21 protein-coding genes and 1 riboswitch are annotated in these 15,798 nt (G+C 50.5%); of the genes, 9 read left to right on the top strand and 12 right to left on the bottom strand.

Translation table 11 applies throughout. The features are described 5' to 3' along the window. Positions 1-7: 7 nt before the first annotated feature. The 3 genes from NK662_RS15395 to cax form a co-directional block, all read right to left on the bottom strand. The gene (locus tag NK662_RS15395) at positions 8-802 is read right to left on the bottom strand and encodes a YfkD famly protein (RefSeq protein WP_254759830.1); all 795 of its coding nucleotides are present in this window, start codon (positions 800-802) and stop codon (positions 8-10) included. Positions 803-896: 94 nt separating this feature from the next. After that, a complete protein-coding gene (locus NK662_RS15390; protein WP_254759829.1) occupies positions 897-1,502 on the bottom strand; it encodes a YczE/YyaS/YitT family protein in 606 nt (201 codons plus the stop codon). Between the two features lie 120 nt (positions 1,503-1,622). Further along, the gene (cax, locus tag NK662_RS15385) at positions 1,623-2,678 is read right to left on the bottom strand and encodes a calcium/proton exchanger (protein WP_254759828.1); all 1,056 of its coding nucleotides are present in this window, start codon (positions 2,676-2,678) and stop codon (positions 1,623-1,625) included. Positions 2,679-2,827: 149 nt separating this feature from the next. Between cax and NK662_RS15380 the strand changes: the two genes are divergently transcribed. The 5 genes from NK662_RS15380 (at position 2,828) to NK662_RS15360 (ending at position 4,816) form a co-directional block, all read left to right on the top strand. Next, complete coding sequence (locus tag NK662_RS15380) at positions 2,828-3,244, top strand: pyridoxamine 5'-phosphate oxidase family protein (protein WP_254759899.1); 417 nt, start codon at positions 2,828-2,830, stop codon at positions 3,242-3,244. A 185-nt stretch (positions 3,245-3,429) separates the two neighbouring features. Next, positions 3,430-3,576, top strand: a complete 147-nt coding sequence (locus tag NK662_RS15375) for a BH0509 family protein (protein WP_254759827.1) — start codon at positions 3,430-3,432, stop codon at positions 3,574-3,576. Between the two features lie 151 nt (positions 3,577-3,727). After that, entirely contained in the window at positions 3,728-4,237 is a 510-nt protein-coding gene (locus tag NK662_RS15370) for a processed acidic surface protein (protein WP_254759826.1), read from the top strand. Next, the gene (locus NK662_RS15365; protein WP_254759825.1) at positions 4,234-4,551 is read left to right on the top strand and encodes a sortase family protein; all 318 of its coding nucleotides are present in this window, start codon (positions 4,234-4,236) and stop codon (positions 4,549-4,551) included. Before NK662_RS15370 ends, NK662_RS15365 begins: the two co-directional genes overlap by 4 nt. After that, a complete protein-coding gene (locus NK662_RS15360; protein ID WP_254759824.1) occupies positions 4,475-4,816 on the top strand; it encodes a sortase in 342 nt (113 codons plus the stop codon). Before NK662_RS15365 ends, NK662_RS15360 begins: the two co-directional genes overlap by 77 nt. Before the next feature lie 32 nt (positions 4,817-4,848). On the opposite strand, the gene NK662_RS15355 is transcribed toward NK662_RS15360, so the two are convergent. Both NK662_RS15355 and NK662_RS15350 read right to left on the bottom strand, forming a co-directional pair. Beyond that, positions 4,849-5,460, bottom strand: coding sequence for a DedA family protein (locus tag NK662_RS15355; protein WP_254759823.1), 612 nt, complete (start codon positions 5,458-5,460; stop codon positions 4,849-4,851). Between the two features lie 70 nt (positions 5,461-5,530). Then, on the bottom strand, positions 5,531-6,037 hold the full coding sequence (locus tag NK662_RS15350; protein WP_254759822.1) for a GNAT family N-acetyltransferase: 507 nt from the start codon (positions 6,035-6,037) through the stop codon (positions 5,531-5,533). A 101-nt stretch (positions 6,038-6,138) separates the two neighbouring features. On the opposite strand from NK662_RS15350, the gene NK662_RS15345 reads away from it, so the two are divergent. Beyond that, the gene (locus tag NK662_RS15345; RefSeq protein WP_254759821.1) at positions 6,139-7,047 is read left to right on the top strand and encodes an NAD(P)/FAD-dependent oxidoreductase; all 909 of its coding nucleotides are present in this window, start codon (positions 6,139-6,141) and stop codon (positions 7,045-7,047) included. Between the two features lies 1 nt (position 7,048). Here the strand turns inward: NK662_RS15345 and lepB are convergent, their stop codons facing one another. Both lepB and NK662_RS15335 read right to left on the bottom strand, forming a co-directional pair. Then, entirely contained in the window at positions 7,049-7,585 is a 537-nt protein-coding gene (gene lepB, locus NK662_RS15340) for a signal peptidase I (RefSeq protein WP_254759820.1), read from the bottom strand. 78 nt (positions 7,586-7,663) lie between these two features. Further along, complete coding sequence (locus NK662_RS15335; protein ID WP_254759819.1) at positions 7,664-8,608, bottom strand: DMT family transporter; 945 nt, start codon at positions 8,606-8,608, stop codon at positions 7,664-7,666. Between the two features lie 236 nt (positions 8,609-8,844). Here NK662_RS15335 and NK662_RS15330 point away from each other — a divergent pair, with 236 nt between their 5' ends. Further along, the gene (locus NK662_RS15330; RefSeq protein WP_254759818.1) at positions 8,845-10,776 is read left to right on the top strand and encodes a heavy metal translocating P-type ATPase; all 1,932 of its coding nucleotides are present in this window, start codon (positions 8,845-8,847) and stop codon (positions 10,774-10,776) included. 279 nt (positions 10,777-11,055) lie between these two features. Here the strand turns inward: NK662_RS15330 and NK662_RS15325 are convergent, their stop codons facing one another. The 3 genes from NK662_RS15325 to NK662_RS15315 are packed head-to-tail and all read right to left on the bottom strand — an operon-like array spanning position 11,056 to position 12,954. Beyond that, positions 11,056-11,919: a YihY/virulence factor BrkB family protein gene (locus NK662_RS15325; RefSeq protein WP_254759817.1), complete on the bottom strand. Its 864-nt coding sequence runs from the start codon at positions 11,917-11,919 to the stop codon at positions 11,056-11,058. A gap of 13 nt (positions 11,920-11,932) precedes the next feature. Further along, positions 11,933-12,457 (bottom strand): hypothetical protein, encoded by a 525-nt coding sequence (locus tag NK662_RS15320; protein ID WP_254759816.1) that lies wholly within the window; start codon positions 12,455-12,457, stop codon positions 11,933-11,935. 17 nt (positions 12,458-12,474) lie between these two features. Continuing rightward, positions 12,475-12,954, bottom strand: a complete 480-nt coding sequence (locus tag NK662_RS15315; RefSeq protein WP_254759815.1) for a low molecular weight protein-tyrosine-phosphatase — start codon at positions 12,952-12,954, stop codon at positions 12,475-12,477. A gap of 135 nt (positions 12,955-13,089) precedes the next feature. Here NK662_RS15315 and NK662_RS15310 point away from each other — a divergent pair, with 135 nt between their 5' ends. Next, on the top strand, positions 13,090-13,314 hold the full coding sequence (locus NK662_RS15310; RefSeq protein ID WP_254759814.1) for a DUF1128 domain-containing protein: 225 nt from the start codon (positions 13,090-13,092) through the stop codon (positions 13,312-13,314). Positions 13,315-13,378: 64 nt separating this feature from the next. After that, positions 13,379-13,479, top strand: a riboswitch (TPP riboswitch). A gap of 72 nt (positions 13,480-13,551) precedes the next feature. After that, positions 13,552-14,139, top strand: a complete 588-nt coding sequence (gene thiT / locus NK662_RS15305; RefSeq protein ID WP_254759813.1) for an energy-coupled thiamine transporter ThiT — start codon at positions 13,552-13,554, stop codon at positions 14,137-14,139. Between the two features lie 130 nt (positions 14,140-14,269). On the opposite strand, the gene NK662_RS15300 is transcribed toward thiT, so the two are convergent. Together NK662_RS15300 and NK662_RS15295 are read right to left on the bottom strand one after the other, a co-directional pair. After that, a complete protein-coding gene (locus NK662_RS15300) occupies positions 14,270-15,085 on the bottom strand; it encodes a hypothetical protein (RefSeq protein ID WP_254759812.1) in 816 nt (271 codons plus the stop codon). Between the two features lie 294 nt (positions 15,086-15,379). Next, a complete protein-coding gene (locus tag NK662_RS15295) occupies positions 15,380-15,637 on the bottom strand; it encodes a hypothetical protein (protein WP_254759811.1) in 258 nt (85 codons plus the stop codon). Between the last annotated feature and the right edge of the window lie 161 nt (positions 15,638-15,798).

Below are 15,798 nucleotides of genomic sequence, written 5' to 3'. Positions count from 1 at the left end.
GCCTTGTTTATCTTGGAGTGCGCGATCCCATAAACCCGAACGACACATGGTCCTGCACGGGAATCCAGGCACCAATGCCTTGTGACGTGACGTTTTTGATCATAAGAGACCGTTTGTTTCCCTTCAGCACAAGATAGACCTCCCCAAAGGTGACCTTCCCCTTTTCGTTCACTGCGGGCGCATAGGCCGACAGATAGCCGAGATGCTTGGGCGCTACATTATACACCCGGCTGTGCTTTGTGCCGTAGCCTATGACGGTCTGAAAGGCGAGCGGGAGATTCGTCTTCTCCATTGCCTTCAGCAGCATCATCTTTTTCACATCCTCGGCGCGGTTGATCCTCGCAGTCAATCCGCCTTGAATGATACGCTGTGTTTCCTGATTGTAGCGAAGATGCTGATAATCCTTTCCGCCCCGGTTATCAAGATAATTGCGGTTAATCTGCTGATACTCCCAATTCACTGCCGTTCTCACGGACTCATAATTCAGCGGCCATTGCCCGAGATACACCTTTGCCCGGTAGCCGACTGCCAACGGCGCATTGGAGACAGAGGTTTCATTCAGGATCCGGATCAGGTCCGGATTCTCAATGGAAATGGGGGAGGATTTCAGCAGCTCGGCCGCCAGCTTGCTGGGCTGCAGCCGCGGCAGATCCTGGGTTGGATTTGGATATGTATTTTCCTTGGAGATATCCAGTACCGACTTAGGAGGCCTAAACCCCTGGTTTGCCGCCTCCGCCCGGAACGGACCTGCACATGCGAGTAAGAGAAGAGCTAAGGTAAAGACCTTGCATATATGTCTCATTGGATGGCTCCTTTCACAGAAGAGATGCGTTGCCTTTATTGTTTTCTGTGATATCCGTTGTTATCCATATACGCCCACAAAAAATAGCCCCTCATCAGGAGCCAAAGCGCTGTAAAAGCTGGTGAAGCGGCTGGTAGGAAAGCTGAATCAACGGCCCGATGGTGAACGCAACAATCAACGTCCCGGCGCCAATCGGCCCTTTCAGTAAAACAGCAAACACAAGTGCCGAGATTTCCGCAACTGTTTTTGCCACCATCAGATTAACATGAAATCGCTTGTGCAGCGCAATCATCAGGTTATCAATCGGGTTGACCGGATACTGTGACTGCAGATACATGGATATCCCGAACGCAAGCAGAGCAACGCCAGCCAGCAGCACACCTGCGCGAAGGATGATCCCCTGGGGCTGCCAGTCTCCCAGCACCTTCAGCAGCCAGAAATCCACCAGAAGCCCGATGAGAACAAAGGTGATGCCGGCGAGGAACTGCGGCCGCTCCTGCAGCAAATATGCATTCACAAACAACAGAACAACGCCATTGATGATAACCCACGTTCCTACTGTAAAGCCGAAGGTGCGGGCGGCGCCGGCAGTCAGGGCATCCCATGGACCTGCGCCCAGGTTTGCTTTTAAGGTAAGCGCCACACCGAGCGTCAAAGTGACAATGCCGAAGATGAAAAAGAAAAAGCGGGCTAGCTTCATGCTGTTCTCCTTTTGCGATGTACTTAGTACAAGCATATGGACAAATAAGAAAAAAATTCCCGGCATCATGCAGGGAACTTTTTCTGGAAAAGCTGATTTGAAATTCTGAGGAGATGGAGCTTATAAAAGGTAAAACCCGATGCCCATGATGACATAGGCGGCCAACAGCGTTAAGCCCTCAAACCAGTTGGAGTCTCCATCGGTTGTCACGGCAATTGTAATGAAGACGGATGTGACCATTGCCACCAACTCCGGCACGGTAAACACAAGCGGCATCTGCTGCGGGAAAAACAGAGAAATGATGACGAGCACCGGCGCCACGAACATGGCAACCTGCAAGGTGGAACCAACAGCGATTTCCACCGCAACATTCAGCTTGTTCTTATAAGCCATAATAATGGCAGATGCATGCTCTGCCGCGTTTCCAACAATCGCCACGACAATGACCCCGATAAACAGCTCCGTCCAACCGAAGGAATGCGCCACCGTTTCAAATGTATGTACAAGCGCCTCAGATACATAGGCAACCGCCAGCGTCGCAACGGCCAATACAGTAAGTGCACGGCCTTTGCTCCATTCCGGCTCCTCATGCTCCTCCGCTTCCTCCTCCCCGTGCTGATAGACGCCCCGATGCGTGACAAGCTTAAAGAACAGGGCAGCCAAATACAGGACAATCAGGATAACGGAGACTCCAATGCTTAGATGGAACGTTTGGGCAGGCTTCATTTCCATGGAGAAAATCTCCGGAATGACAAAGGCAACCACCACTGCAAAAATTAATAAAGATGCATTATGCCGGGCGTCATGTATACTGAAGAATTGCCGTTTGTACTTCAAACCGCCAATGAAAAAGGACAAGCCGCCGACAAGCAGCAGGTTTCCAAGTACAGAGCCGGTCAGCGATGCCAGCACCACCCCGGTTAACCCGGCCTTTAATGCAAAAATAGAAATAATAAGCTCCACTGCGTTCCCAAAGGTGGCGTTCAACAAACCGCCAATCCGCGGTCCGGACACAATAGCCAGGCTCTCTGTGGCCCGGCCCATGAAGCTTGCCAATGCTATAATCGTTAAGCAGTATATCACGAACATGATGGTTTCCGGCCAATGCAGCAGATTGCCGGCAACCGACACAGGCACCCCGACAGCAGCAAGGATGAAAAAGATTTTGTTTGCCATGCGACTTCCTACCTTCCGTAATGAAATATGACAATACCCATTGTACCATTATTTCCCTGATATCATCTTAACTTTCACCTTAATTTTTGAGTAAAAATGCACATGCTAGAAAACAGTAAAGATGAGAGTACAGAAAGGGGTCAGCAATGATGGAACTAAAGGATAAAATTCAAAGCTTGCTGCGCAACCAGCAGCCTGGTGTTCTGGCAACAATCCGTGATAATAAGCCGCATATCTGCTTCATGATGTTCTTCCACGAGGGGCTGGACATATACGTGGCAACAGACCGCCAATCCAAAAAGCTCGAGGACATTCAAAATAATCCCAATGTACATGTTCTCCTTGGGAATGAAAACAGCAGCTGGGAAGAATCCTTCCTTGAGATTGAAGGCACTGCCTCTGTAGAGGAGGATCCCGCCCTGAAAAGCAAGTTCTGGAACAACAGCCTAAAGCGCTGGCTGCTCGGGCCGGAAGATCCAAATTATGTGCTGCTGAAGGTAACACCCAAGCATATTTACCATATTGATAAAGCCGGCACAATCAAGCCGGAGGTTCTCACTCTGTAATACAACAGCCTTTGATTTGCCCGCAAGAATTTCATTTCTTGCGGGCCTTTTTCATGTGAACCCGCTGTTCGGGACTGCCCTTTTTCAAATTTTTGTAAAAAAAATTGCACTTTCTGATTTTTGTGTTATATAATAGAATTAACTTAAATACACTGTATTAAAACAGAATCTAAGGGGGAAGCAAAATGAAACGTGAAGAGCGTAAGAACATGATTGAGTTTATTGAAAAGACAAAGGGCATGGGACGTGAGCAGCTTGTGTTCATGACGGATGAGGAGGTAGAACACATTTACAACGTGACCTACTTCATGCACGAAGAAATTGCGGAATGAAGCCATTGGCTGCCGGGGGCGGGGTCCCTCCGGCAGCCTTTTTTTATGAAGGCCTTTCTTTGCGGAAATTGTTGCGCATAGTCTGCAGTTACTTCGCATGATTATCCTTCTTTGGAAAATAATAACCAAAAAGGAAAGGGAGGATATTCATATGCGAAAGAAATGGCTGCTTTTCATCATAGCCGGATTGCTGCTGCTTCCTGTTTCAGCCCAGGCAGCAATCCCACCAGCGGATTTGGCCGCGTATACAGAGGAAATCGGTTGGCCGGAATGGGTGCTTGATTTGTACATCTCTTATAAATCTGGTGAAAAACGGGACTTGCAATCCTTTAACTCAATAGCGGAGCTGGAGAAGTACCTGGGGCCGCGCCTCACAGATGAACAGGCCTTTCAGGCTATGCTGAACCGCAACGGGCTTACCCGGAATCAGCTGAATGATTTGCTTGCGAAGAACGATACGTCCCTGTCAGACTATACCTTTGTGCAGGAGCTGGAGGATGACCTGCCGCTGCTGTTTGCTGACGGCAAAGCAGGTACAGAGAATGGCGGGAAGCTGCCGAATACAGCCGGCAACTACGCTGTATATGCTTTGGCCGGCGCTTTGATCATGCTTGGCGGAGCCGCTTTCCTGTACGGAGGCTGGCGCCGGCGCGCTTCATGAACAGATGGATGTTCACCGGGCTGCTGCTCCTCCTGCTCGGCGGAACACTGGCAGCCGTTAACGGACTTCAGCTGCTGAAGGGGACCGCCGCAACGCCGACAGTTCTCGCGGCGGCCAAGCTGCGGACCATTCCTCTCGAGCAGCACATGGATTCTCCTCTATATCTGAAGCGCCCGAAACCGGGCAGCCGGTTCGGTTCTTTAATTATTCCTTCCCTGAGCCTGTATCTTCCCGTATATGAAGGGACGGACCTCCCCCAGTTGCGGCAAGGCGTCGGCCATTACCCAAGAAGTGTGCTGCCCAGGCGAGCATGACAACAGCATTCTCTCCGGCCACAATGACAGCGTGTTCCGCCATCTGGACAAGCTGCGGCAAGGCGATACAGTCACAATCCGGACAGATGCGGGCTCCTTCACCTACATGGTCAGCAATACCCGTATTGTCGCCAAGGAGGACCGTTCTGTCATTGTGCCGCACCATGCACCCATGCTGACGCTGACAACCTGTTATCCATTTTGGCACCTTGGCGATGCGCCGCAGCGCTATATTGTCACAGCCGTGCTCATCCGGTCCATGTAAAAAGGAGCTGCCCTGAGCAGCTCCTTCCTCATTCAGACGCGATTTTGCGCCTTTGCTTTCTTCGTCATTTGCATATACACCGCCACAATCGCCAAAGCCAGAATCGCGAAGAAGAACAGCTTTGTCCCATACTGATGCACATAGTACTCCACATAGCGATAGTTGTCGCCTAGCTTCCAGCCAAGGGTTACAAACACCCCCACCCACAATAAGGCACCTGTGTAGGCATATAGGCAAAACTTTCGTATCCCGAGTCCGGTGATGCCGGCGAAGTAGGCTGTCAAATGCCTGACACCCGGGATAAAGTAGCCGACCATAAGGAGTACAGGGCCGTACTTCTCGAATAAATCATGCGTGCGCTGAATTTTTTCTTCAGTGATGTGGATTTTCGGCCCGACCCGGTGCAGCAGCGGAAGGCCAAGCTTCAGCCCAAGCAAATAGCTGACGGTAATGCCGAGGAACGCACCGGCAAATCCGCTGGCAATCGCCCCTGCATAGGTGAAGGAGCCAAGCGACACGTTATAGCCGACGAAGGTCAGCAGCACTTCATCAGGAATGGGCAGCCCGACAATGCCGCTTGCCAATGCCGCGATTATACCGATGTATCCGTAATGCATCCATAACTCACTTATATAATGCTCCATTGTCTGGCATCACCCATTCCTTTCAGATTACATATCTCTATATTTACCGAAAACCGAGGCAGCACGCAAGCTAATTTACGAAAAGCGCCATATGCATTTCGTCCAGGTAGATGTCTCCCAGCTTCAAGGCCCGCTGCTCCAAGCCATAGGTCTGGAAGCCAAGCGATTCATACAGTCTCCGGGCCGCCGTATTGGCAGTGACAACCGCTAAGAGGATTTGCTCCAGCTCCGGCAGCTCCTTCGCCTTTGCAATTGCTGCTTCCATCAGCCTGCGTCCGGTTCCTGTTCCGCGGCTGGCAGATTGCACATACATTCCCCAAATCATGCCCTTATGCTTCAGCTTCTGCCCTGTCTCCTGCCTGAATCCCACCATGCCAGCCAAGGTTCCGTCTTCCCGTAAGGCTCCCAGCGCCCAAAGACCGGGACTGCAGGGAAATGTGTCCCGCACCTGCTCCATGGTCCGCTGCACTGCATCCTCATAGCTGGAACCAAAGGCTTCCGGATGCTGCTGCAGCGCTTCCAGGCGCAGCCTCCAATAGCTTTCCGCATCTTCCCTTTGCAGCATGCGAATTTCCATTCCTCATCCCCCCGTTTCTCCAAGTATAACAGAATACGCAAGAAAGAGGACATAGTTGGACACACTACACGTTACCGCCCAAAGAAGAAAGGAGCAGCACCATGAACCCTTACGATTGTCTCATTGTCGGCGGAGGCATTGCCGGCTTGCAGGCAGCCATCCAATTGGGCCGCTATCAATACCGTGTGCTCGTCATTGATTCTCATGCAGGCAGATCCGTAATCTGTAAGAGCTATCATAACATTCTCGGCTGGCCGGACGGAGTAAGCGGTGAAACCCTTCGCCACCTTGGCATCCAGCATGCCCTCAAATATCATGTTTCCTTCGTGCAGGACACCGTGCTGTCCCTGACACAAGATAAGGATGTACAGCGGGCCACCACAGCGACAGGAACAGTTTATACGGCAAAAGCAGTCCTGCTGGCAACCGGCTTGACAGATCATATACCGGAAATTGCCGGCATCTATCCATGCCTTGGCATTAGTATCTATGTATGTCCGGATTGCGATGGGTATGAGGTCAGAGGAAAACAAACCGCTGTCCTCGGCTCCGGAGACGCCGGGGCCGGGCTTGCTTTGGCTCTCAGGCACTGGACTGATCAAATTGTATATATGAATCATGGAGGCCAAAAGGTACAGCAAAAGCTGCAGCAATCCATGCAGGAGCAAAATATCTCCTATATAGAAGGAAGCATTCACGAAATTGATACTTCTGCGCCGGGAATTTTGTGCGGCATCCGGCTTGCCGACGGAGCATATATTGGCGCCGAACGCGCTTTCGTTGCCTTCGGGGGCAATGAGGTGCACAGCAAGCTGGCAGAACAGGCCGGCATCCGGCTGAACGAAAAGAAGCACATTATTGTGAACCCGCGAACAAAAGAAACCTCCGTACCGAACATTTGGGCTGCCGGCGACCTTGCCGACCATTCCCAGCAAGTGACAATCGCCATGGGTGACGGCGCTCAGGCTGCCATCTGGATTCACAAGCGGCTGGCCGGCCTGGATGCCTGAATCATTTTACACGCCTTATATGGCTGAAGGGATAGTAAATCGCCTCCACGGTGCCCAGGACATCTCTTTGCTTAATAAAACCAAGCCCATTTCGGCTGTCACGGCTCACCTTGCGATTGTCGCCCATCACGAACAGCTCGCCCTTTGGCACCTCAATTGGACCGAAATTCTCAGTGAAGCGCATCATCAACCGGTGCGCTTCCTGCTGATTTTTCGACAAATACGGCTCTGCTTGCAGCCTGCCGTCCACATACAGCTTATCTTCAATCATCTGCACCTTTTCCCCCGGCAGTGCAATGACACGCTTGACGTAATAATCGCTTGTCTTCAAAACCACAATATCACCGTGCTTCACCTGATGCACATAACCCGGCAGACGGTTCACCAAAATCTTATCCTGAGCCAGCAGCGTGGGCTGCATGGAAGTCCCCTCCACATCAGTTACAAAGAATAACAATGCCTTTGCTAAAAAGGCCAGCAGACAAGCAGACAGCGCACACTCCAGCAGGCTGCGAAACCAGCTCTTTTGCTTCATCATCCATCCCCACCGTTGGTACAGAATACACGGATGCTGCACATAGCTGCAATCAGAAGAGACATTCGTCAGGACATCTCCTTAAGATACTTTCTTCACCGCGCTTCGTTTTCCTCCCGGCGACTGATTGACAATAATAATTCCGGCCGCCGCTGCTCCCAATCCGAGCAAGACAAACCAATGCAGCTGCTCCCCGAGCAACAGGCTTGACAGCATCACCCCGAACACAGGAATCAAGCAGATGTACATGGACACCTTCCCAACCTTATTATATTTCATGATGGTGTTCCAAATGAGAAAACCTGCTGCCGATAAGAAAGATAAATACAGCAGCATGCCGATGGCCGCCCCGGTGAAATGGAACGGAAACAGCCCAGTTTTCACGGCCCCCGCCAGCAGCAGCCCCAGAGAACCAAACAGCATTTGATACGCCGTCAGGTAGCCGACATCCATGCTGCGGCTCCCCTCCTTGGCCAGAATATTGCCATAGGAGTAAAGCAAGGCAGCCATAAGCAGGAGCAATTCGCCCCAGCCGAAATCCAGCCGCAGCTCGCCTTTTGTCATATTGACAAGGACCACACCGGCCAAGCCAAGCAGAATCCCTGCCGCTTTTCGAACGGTGAAGCTGTCATCCTTATACATAAAGTGGGCCAATCCAATCTGAAAGAAGGAAGAAGTCCCGGAAATAATGGCTCCCTGAATACCAGTGCTCATGCTCAGGCCAATATAAAAACAAACATACTGCAAAAACGTTTGAAACAGGCCGATCTTTATCACAGTGCCGGCTGTGCCCGGCTGAAAGGTCATTCTTTTTCCAAGCAGACGAAAAAACAGCAGGACAAGCAAGCCGGCTAAAAAGAAGCGGTATCCGGCAAACAGCAGCTGCTCCCCGACCTCATGCGGGGCAATGTCCAAGGCTGTGTAGCTCCGCTTGATAAATGGAAACGCGCTTCCCCACAGAAATGTGGCAAATACGGCTGCCAGCAGCACGCCAACCGGATGTGTGAAGAATTTTTGTGTATTCATTTCTGTCCCCCTCTCCTCACAATCTTTTAGTTATAACAGAACTTTCCGCGGAGCACAATCATTTTTCACTGCACTCTTCTCAACCTGTGGTATAATGAAGCATATACTATAATATGCAAACGCCTTTCAGGCTTGACCACAGTGCTGCTGTCCAATGGGACGGCAGCTTTCGTCGTTTTATAGGGATAGCGATTATGATTCTTTTTCTCATTGAGAACAAAAAGGGGGAATGAACGATGAGTTCTGAAGCAAGACAACTGACAAAGCCACAGCAGGCAAACCTGCAGGAAGCCTCTTGGCTGCAGCGGCTGCGGTCCAATTATGAGCTGGTGTTCGCTTTGACTTCCGGCGTGCTGATTGCCGCTGCCTGGCTGCTTGAAAAAAATGCTTATAATGCTGCTTCCATCACATTGTACCTGCTGGCCTTTTGCATCGGCGGCTACGCAAAGGCAAAGGAAGGCATTGAAGATACCATTGCCGAGAAGGAATTAAATGTAGAGATGCTGATGCTTCTGGCCGCCATTGGCTCCGCCATCATCGGCTATTGGGCGGAAGGGGCCATCCTCATCTTCATCTTTGCATTGAGCGGGGCCATGGAAACCTATACGATGAGCAAAAGCCAAAAGGAAATTTCCGCACTTCTGGATTTGCAGCCGGAGGAAGCGCTGCGCATCTCAAACGGCCGGGAGGAACGCATTTCTGTCAAAGACCTGCAGATCGCAGACATCATCCTGGTAAAGCCGGGAGAGCGCATTCCCGCAGACGGCGTAATCGTACGGGGAGAAACGAGTGTAGATGAGGCCGCCATCACCGGTGAGCCGATCCCGAATGAAAAGCGCCTGGGCGATGAAGTGTTTGCCGGGACTGTGAATTTGCGCGGCTCCATGGAAGTGCAGATTACAAAACCAAGTGATCAGACGCTGTTTCAGAAGATTATCCGCCTTGTACAGAGCGCCCAAAGCGAGAAGTCGCCATCACAGCTGTTCATTGAGCGGTTTGAAAGCACCTATGTCAAGGCTGTACTGGCAGTTGTCGCCGTCATGATGGTCGTGCCGCACTATGCGCTGGGCTGGAGCTGGAATGAGACCTTTTACCGGGCGATGATTCTGCTCGTTGTTGCATCTCCGTGTGCATTGGTTGCATCCATTACACCGGCCGCGCTTTCCGCCATCTCGAACGGGGCGCGCCATGGCATCCTATTTAAGGGGAGCGTCCATCTGGAGCGCCTTGCTTCCCTGAAGGCCATTGCGTTTGACAAAACAGGAACACTGACACAAGGCAAGCCAACCGTTACAGATGTATATACAAGGGAGGGCACGACGAAGGAGGAGCTGCTCTATATCACAGCTTCCATTGAAAACCACTCCAATCACCCGCTGGCAGCAGCCATCGTCCAATATGCAAAGCAGGCCTTCGGCGTGGAACCCGGCAATCCGGAGCTTGTGGAGGATATTACCGGCTTTGGTCTGCGCGGCACGCTGAACGGCAACGTGTACAAGATCGGCAAGCCCGACTTTATCGGCAGCGAAGCACATGATTTTGCGGGCGGAGCTGCAGCTGTACTGGCAGGAGAAGGCAAAACATTGGTGTATGTTGGAGATGATTCCGGCATTCTCGGCCTCATTGCTTTAAAGGATGTTCTTCGCCAAGAAACCATCCGGGCCATTGGGGAGCTGCAGAAGGTTGGAGTCCAAACCATTATGATTACGGGAGACAATGAACAAACAGCCGCTGCCATTGCCGCAGAAAGCCATATCCCGGAATTCTATGCCTCCTGTCTGCCCGAAATGAAGGTCGATACGATTCAGAAGCTGAAGGAAAAGTACGGCACAGTGGCCATGATTGGGGACGGCATCAATGACGCGCCCGCACTGGCAACAGCCAGCGTCGGCATCGCCATGGGAGAAGGAACGGATGTCGCCTTGGAAACGGCAGATGTGGTGCTCATGAAAAATGAGCTGTCCCGTATCGCTCAGGCCATCCGCCTGTCCAAGCGAATGAACGTCATTGTAAAGCAGAATGTGGTATTCTCTCTCAGTGTGATCGCCCTGCTGATCTGCTCCAATTTCCTGCAGGCTCTTGCACTGCCGTTCGGGGTTATCGGGCATGAGGGAAGTACAATTCTTGTCATCTTAAACGGACTGCGCTTGCTGAAAGCAAATGATTGAAGCAGTTTAGAGGGCTGAGCACAAGCTCAGCCCTCTTTTTTCGGACCTGCACCAGCTTTACGGTAAAATAAAGAGCCATCCTGATGAGGACGGCTCTTTGACATCTTAATGGAAATCGTTGCTGCCATTCGCGCTGCCGCTTGTCTTATGCTTTGGCTGCGAGCTCTTGCGCTGCTTGCGTTGATTTTTGTCATTTGTGTTATTGCCATGCTTGTTTTGGCTCATGCCAGAACCCCTCCTTCATAATAGATAGAAGCTTTTCTAGTATGAGATGCTCCGCTATGCTTTATGACGGGAATCTCTCCCATGCGTCCGGTAGCAATTCAGCAGAGCATTAATCTCGCCGCCAAGCAAAATGACCCAGGCGGTGAGATAAAACCAAAACATGAGGACAATAATCCCCCCCAGGCTGCCATATGTATTGGAGTAGTTTCCGAAGTTTTCCACATAAAAGGCAAAACCGTAGGAAACTGCAATCCAGCCGACCGTGGCAAATATGGCGCCGGATATCACCTCTTTGGGCCGCAGGCGTTTATTGGGGGCAAATTGATATACGAAAGCAAACACCAGCAATAAGACAAAGAAGCTGATTAAGAGCCGCACAATTTTCCACACATAGACAAACATCCCGGACAGGTGAAGCACCCGAAACACAGCTTCTCCAATGACTTTGCCGAATACCGGCAATGCCAAGGCAAAGATAATGACAAATACCATGGCAATTGTCAACAGAATGGAAAGCCCTCTTGTTACGAAGATGGAACGCGTTTCTTTCGTGTCATACGCACGGTTGAATGCGCTCATCACAGCATTGATGCCATTGGATGCGGACCAAAGCGTCGCAATGATCCCGAATGACAGCAAGCCGCCGTTGCTATGGTCGTCGAGCACCTTATGCAGGTTTGTCTCAATCAAGTCCAGGGCCTCTGCGGGCGCATAGGCTCTGACAAAGCCGAGCACATCATGTGTATGAATCGGCAAATAAGCAATCAGTGTCATGAGAAACACGAGCGCCGGAAACAAGGACAGAAGAAAGAAGTAGGCAAGCTGAGAGCCCAGACCGGATAAGTCATCGTCTTTGGTACGTACATACAGGTCCTTCAAGAATTTAAACATCCTACTTCTTCGTTCTGCTGATATCATTCAAATCACCTGCTTACACAGTTTGCTTCATTTCTTCCTCAGTTGCCTCAGTGTTTGTCTCCAGAACCGGCTCCGCTGCTTCTTCCACAGCAAGGACAGGCTGCATCAGCCCTTCTGCCTCTGCCGTATCTTCTGTAGCGGCAGGTGCCGGCACTTCTTCCGGGGCTGCTGCCTCCGGGACAACATCCGTCTGTGCTTCTTCCCGCTCAAGCAGCTCCTGCTTCTTCTTGTTGAAAATGTCTCTTGTTTCTTTTAATGTTTCCACAACTGCCGGGGTTAATTTCTTAATTTCTTCCAGTTTCTCCTTTACGGCCTTCAGCTCAGCCATTTCCCGGCTCTTGGCGCCCAAATCGTGCACGCCGTCCACAACACGGTCCTTCAATGTAATGGAGCCTTCCCGCATCTCATTCACCTTTGTTCTTGCCTTGCGGACATTTCCGGCAATCTTCTCGCGGTTATCCTTCTTCAGCATTGTGACCGCAGCGCCGACAGCCACACCGATTGCGATATTACGGACAATTGTACTTTTCTTTTCCATGATTCCTTTACCCCTTTCTATTTTTGAATTGAAGAAATTCCGTGCTTTTTTCGGATATAAGCAAGCAGCCCTCTGCACCCATCCGCCACAAGCTCGTATGTTTCCTGGAAGTTTCCGGTATAGTAAGGGTCAGGGACATCCTCCCAGCTGCTGTCCGGCACAAAGTCGGACAGCCGGCCCAGATAGCCGCCCGCCTTGCCAAGCTTCTGCAAATCCTGCAGGTTCTTGGCGTCCATGGCAATCACATAGTGAAACTCTGTTAAGTCATTACTTTCGACTTGCCGGGCGCGTATCCCTGTGTGGCTTATGGAATTTTCTGTTAACAATTTTCGAGTTCCTTCGTGCGGCGGCTTGTCGATATGCCAATCTCCCGTACCGGCAGAATCGACTTCAATCAGGTGAGACAACCCCTCTTTTTGCACCAAATCCCGGAAGATGGCCTCTGCCATCGGGGAGCGGCAAATGTTGCCGAGACAAACAAATAAGACACGAATCATGTCGCTTCCTCCTTCACGCGTTCCTGTTTTTAGTATAAGCCCAAATGTGAAAATGTAGGTATCTTTGTCATTTGTACAACCTTTTAATTGGGAAAGATGATAAGATAAGGCTATTACATAAGAGGAGGCAGACAGATGGATTTATCAGTGCAATCCAGAGAGAATATCGAGTATATGGTCGAAGCCATTAAAGAAAAACTGCGGATGGTCAATGCCGGCGCGGTGCGTGCGGAAAACTTCAATGCCGACTTATATGAAGACCTGCGCGACATCTATGCGCATGTGATGAAGCGGGACTCCTTCAGCATCAGCGAAATGCAGGCCATTGCGGAAGAACTCGGCTCACTGACGAAGAAGTAAGCGGCGCGGAGGAATTGCCAATTCCCCGTTTTCTTTGTATAGTAGAACTATCCAAAATTGAATCGCAATCCACAAGGGGAGCCTTTTGGCTGAGAGTGAACAATCTGTTCTGACCCTCCGAACCTGTTAGATAATGCTAACGCAGGGATGTGGCTTAGAATGAGACAGCGGTATTCTAGGTCCCCGCTGTCTTTTTGTTTGCACCTTGGGGCGATTCCACATAAGGAGGAAACAAGTGTGAGAAATTCACGCGTACAATTTTTGATTGAATTGTCCATGGCGTCAGCTTTGGCCTATATCCTGGACACCATGCCGTTCTTATCACTGAAGCTTTGGTTCCAAGGCGGATCTATATCTTTCGCGATGCTGCCGATTTTTTTAATTTCGTTCCGCTGGGGACTCAAGGCTGGTTTGCTGAATGGCTTCATCTTCGGCCTGCTGCAGGTGGTGACAGGCCAAGCTTCCCAATATATCGTACATCCGGTGCAGGGCTTTATTGACTACTTCCTGGCCTTCACCGTACTCGGCCTTGCGGGTGTATTTGCCGTAAAAGTGAAGGAGTCTTACGCGGCCCGCAATAAAAGAGCTGCCGTTTCCTTCGTAGTGTCCGGCGTTCTTCTGGGCGGCTTCGCGCGTTTCTTATGCCACTATGTGGCCGGCATCATTTTCTTTGCTGAATATGCGCCAAAGGGACAGCCGGTTGCCTTGTATTCTTTCGTATACAACATTTCCTATGTGGCTCCATCCGTCATTATATGCGCTGTTTTACTATCACTTCTATTCTCCAGCGCGCCGCTGCTGGCACGGGCGGGAGCGCGGGCATAAGAGTAAGGGGATGGCCGTCTTGGGCCATCCCCCTTCTTCCATCTAAACCGGAACACAGATCACGAAAGCAGCCCTCAAGGCCTCCATCAGTTCGATATTGTGAACAGTCCGTTTCGTCCCGTCCCTTCGGTTACAAAACAGACAGCTCCGGCTTTGTCTGCAATACCACATGGCGCATCGCTTCCTGGAAGGATGCCTCCGATGCCGGCTGAAACTCTGCATACGGGCCATCCGGCTGTGCAACCACCCGCATCAGCCAGTTCACTTCTCTTCCATACAAGAAATAGACACTGTCCATACGCCAGCGCTCCTGCACCTCATGGAAGGCTGCAAACTGTCCGTATGACTCATAGTTCTTGATGGTCTTGGCCAAGAGTCTTGCCGCAGTTGAGAATACTCCTTGCTCCTTCAGCTTCGCTTCCATACGGCGGACCGTCCAAGATTCGCGGAGCTCCAGCATTTCTTCAAATATATACAGCGGTATTTGGACCTTGCAGCCATACAAAACCGGTTTGCTGTCCGGCTTATGCCGCTGCAGCAAGTCATCCCAAGCCTTCTCCGGCGTACCGCAGTCCCGCAACACATAAGAAAGCCGGTCTCCTTGCTCAAATACTTTGCTCTCAATCACCTTACGCGGGCTCAGGTAATAGTAGCTTTCCGCAGATTTGCCGCCACGCTCTGTCTGCAGCCAAAGGGTGAGGTTCGTTTTCGTGCAGATTCTCATATATTCCAATAGCTCTGGCATCAAATTCATATCGCAGTCATCATGTACAACATAACCCTTCTGCTTCAAGGATTGTGCTGCCAGCTTCAGCTTGCCTTCCACATCCTCCGCCCAGTATCCAATGAAGGGATCCGGCACACCGATTAAGGCATCACAATCAAACAGACCTGCCAGAAAGAAGAACTCTTCGTTTGTCAGTTCTATTCCTTTTTTCTCATTCATTTTGCGAATCTCCTTCTTAGATTCCTCACAGCCCTATAAAGTCTCTTATTTTTAAATGGTATACCCACAAAATATTTCAATCATAAATTCTATTATACGGTTGCGAAAATCGCTTCTCAACCCATTCAGCTATTTTCTCAATTTATTACATCATTTCTTAAATTCGTAACATGGGGAATGAAAGGGTATATTTGAGGAGCTTCTCTTCCTTTGCGGTCCGCGATTTCTGAAAAAGCAGGCTCTGCAAAAGAAAAAAAGAGTACCCGCTTCCCGTCATGAGGAAAAGGAATACTCTTATGGCCCCAAAATTCTTCTGAAGCTCTCCTGTATGTCTGCATCACTCCAAGCAGGCTTCAGCTGAACGTGGCTGAACAGGCCGGGCTGGCAGCTTTCTCTTTGTGCATGATGCTGCTGTTTGGCCCGAAGCCCTGCACGGCTCTTCCGCCGAAAGGCAGATGATGGCCTGCTCACCTGAATTCCCTGCAGCTGCTGCAGCGTCTCATAGGAAACCAAGTTGATTTGGGGATGTAAAAAAGCTTGATCTTTAGTCATGTGTTCCATTAATCTCCTGTTTTTCAAACTGCTTGATACTTTTCTTTTCAGCGGCTGAGAAATGAGCTTTTGTATGCTTCAGCCACAGCAGATTTCCCGATAGCTTATTATACATTAGAATAATTATCATATACAATATATTTTTAAGTAGGGCAGGACGG

The sequence above is a fragment of the Ectobacillus ponti genome, from assembly GCF_024294785.1.
GTDB lineage: Bacteria > Bacillota > Bacilli > Bacillales > Bacillaceae_G > Ectobacillus > Ectobacillus ponti.
Note: the sequence above shows the minus strand (reverse complement) of the source record. Positions and strands in the feature narration are given on the sequence as shown.

What these genes read in the sequence shown, in the direction of transcription:
- NK662_RS15365 (WP_254759825.1), top strand. Translation starts at nt 4,234, where the DNA reads ATGAACAGATGGATGTTCACCGGGCTGCTGCTCCTCCTGCTCGGCGGA.
- cax (WP_254759828.1), bottom strand. Translation starts at nt 2,678, where the DNA reads ATGGCAAACAAAATCTTTTTCATCCTTGCTGCTGTCGGGGTGCCTGTG.
- NK662_RS15310 (WP_254759814.1), top strand. Translation starts at nt 13,090, where the DNA reads ATGGATTTATCAGTGCAATCCAGAGAGAATATCGAGTATATGGTCGAA.
- NK662_RS15300 (WP_254759812.1), bottom strand. Translation starts at nt 15,085, where the DNA reads ATGAATGAGAAAAAAGGAATAGAACTGACAAACGAAGAGTTCTTCTTT.
- NK662_RS15320 (WP_254759816.1), bottom strand. Translation starts at nt 12,457, where the DNA reads ATGGAAAAGAAAAGTACAATTGTCCGTAATATCGCAATCGGTGTGGCT.
- NK662_RS15330 (WP_254759818.1), top strand. Translation starts at nt 8,845, where the DNA reads ATGAGTTCTGAAGCAAGACAACTGACAAAGCCACAGCAGGCAAACCTG.
- NK662_RS15395 (WP_254759830.1), bottom strand. Translation starts at nt 802, where the DNA reads ATGAGACATATATGCAAGGTCTTTACCTTAGCTCTTCTCTTACTCGCA.
- NK662_RS15380 (WP_254759899.1), top strand. Translation starts at nt 2,828, where the DNA reads ATGGAACTAAAGGATAAAATTCAAAGCTTGCTGCGCAACCAGCAGCCT.
- NK662_RS15295 (WP_254759811.1), bottom strand. Translation starts at nt 15,637, where the DNA reads ATGACTAAAGATCAAGCTTTTTTACATCCCCAAATCAACTTGGTTTCC.
- NK662_RS15360 (WP_254759824.1), top strand. Translation starts at nt 4,475, where the DNA reads ATGAAGGGACGGACCTCCCCCAGTTGCGGCAAGGCGTCGGCCATTACC.
- NK662_RS15345 (WP_254759821.1), top strand. Translation starts at nt 6,139, where the DNA reads ATGAACCCTTACGATTGTCTCATTGTCGGCGGAGGCATTGCCGGCTTG.
- NK662_RS15350 (WP_254759822.1), bottom strand. Translation starts at nt 6,037, where the DNA reads ATGGAAATTCGCATGCTGCAAAGGGAAGATGCGGAAAGCTATTGGAGG.
- NK662_RS15355 (WP_254759823.1), bottom strand. Translation starts at nt 5,460, where the DNA reads ATGGAGCATTATATAAGTGAGTTATGGATGCATTACGGATACATCGGT.
- NK662_RS15375 (WP_254759827.1), top strand. Translation starts at nt 3,430, where the DNA reads ATGAAACGTGAAGAGCGTAAGAACATGATTGAGTTTATTGAAAAGACA.
- NK662_RS15335 (WP_254759819.1), bottom strand. Translation starts at nt 8,608, where the DNA reads ATGAATACACAAAAATTCTTCACACATCCGGTTGGCGTGCTGCTGGCA.
- NK662_RS15370 (WP_254759826.1), top strand. Translation starts at nt 3,728, where the DNA reads ATGCGAAAGAAATGGCTGCTTTTCATCATAGCCGGATTGCTGCTGCTT.
- NK662_RS15390 (WP_254759829.1), bottom strand. Translation starts at nt 1,502, where the DNA reads ATGAAGCTAGCCCGCTTTTTCTTTTTCATCTTCGGCATTGTCACTTTG.
- NK662_RS15325 (WP_254759817.1), bottom strand. Translation starts at nt 11,919, where the DNA reads ATGATATCAGCAGAACGAAGAAGTAGGATGTTTAAATTCTTGAAGGAC.
- NK662_RS15315 (WP_254759815.1), bottom strand. Translation starts at nt 12,954, where the DNA reads ATGATTCGTGTCTTATTTGTTTGTCTCGGCAACATTTGCCGCTCCCCG.
- lepB (WP_254759820.1), bottom strand. Translation starts at nt 7,585, where the DNA reads ATGATGAAGCAAAAGAGCTGGTTTCGCAGCCTGCTGGAGTGTGCGCTG.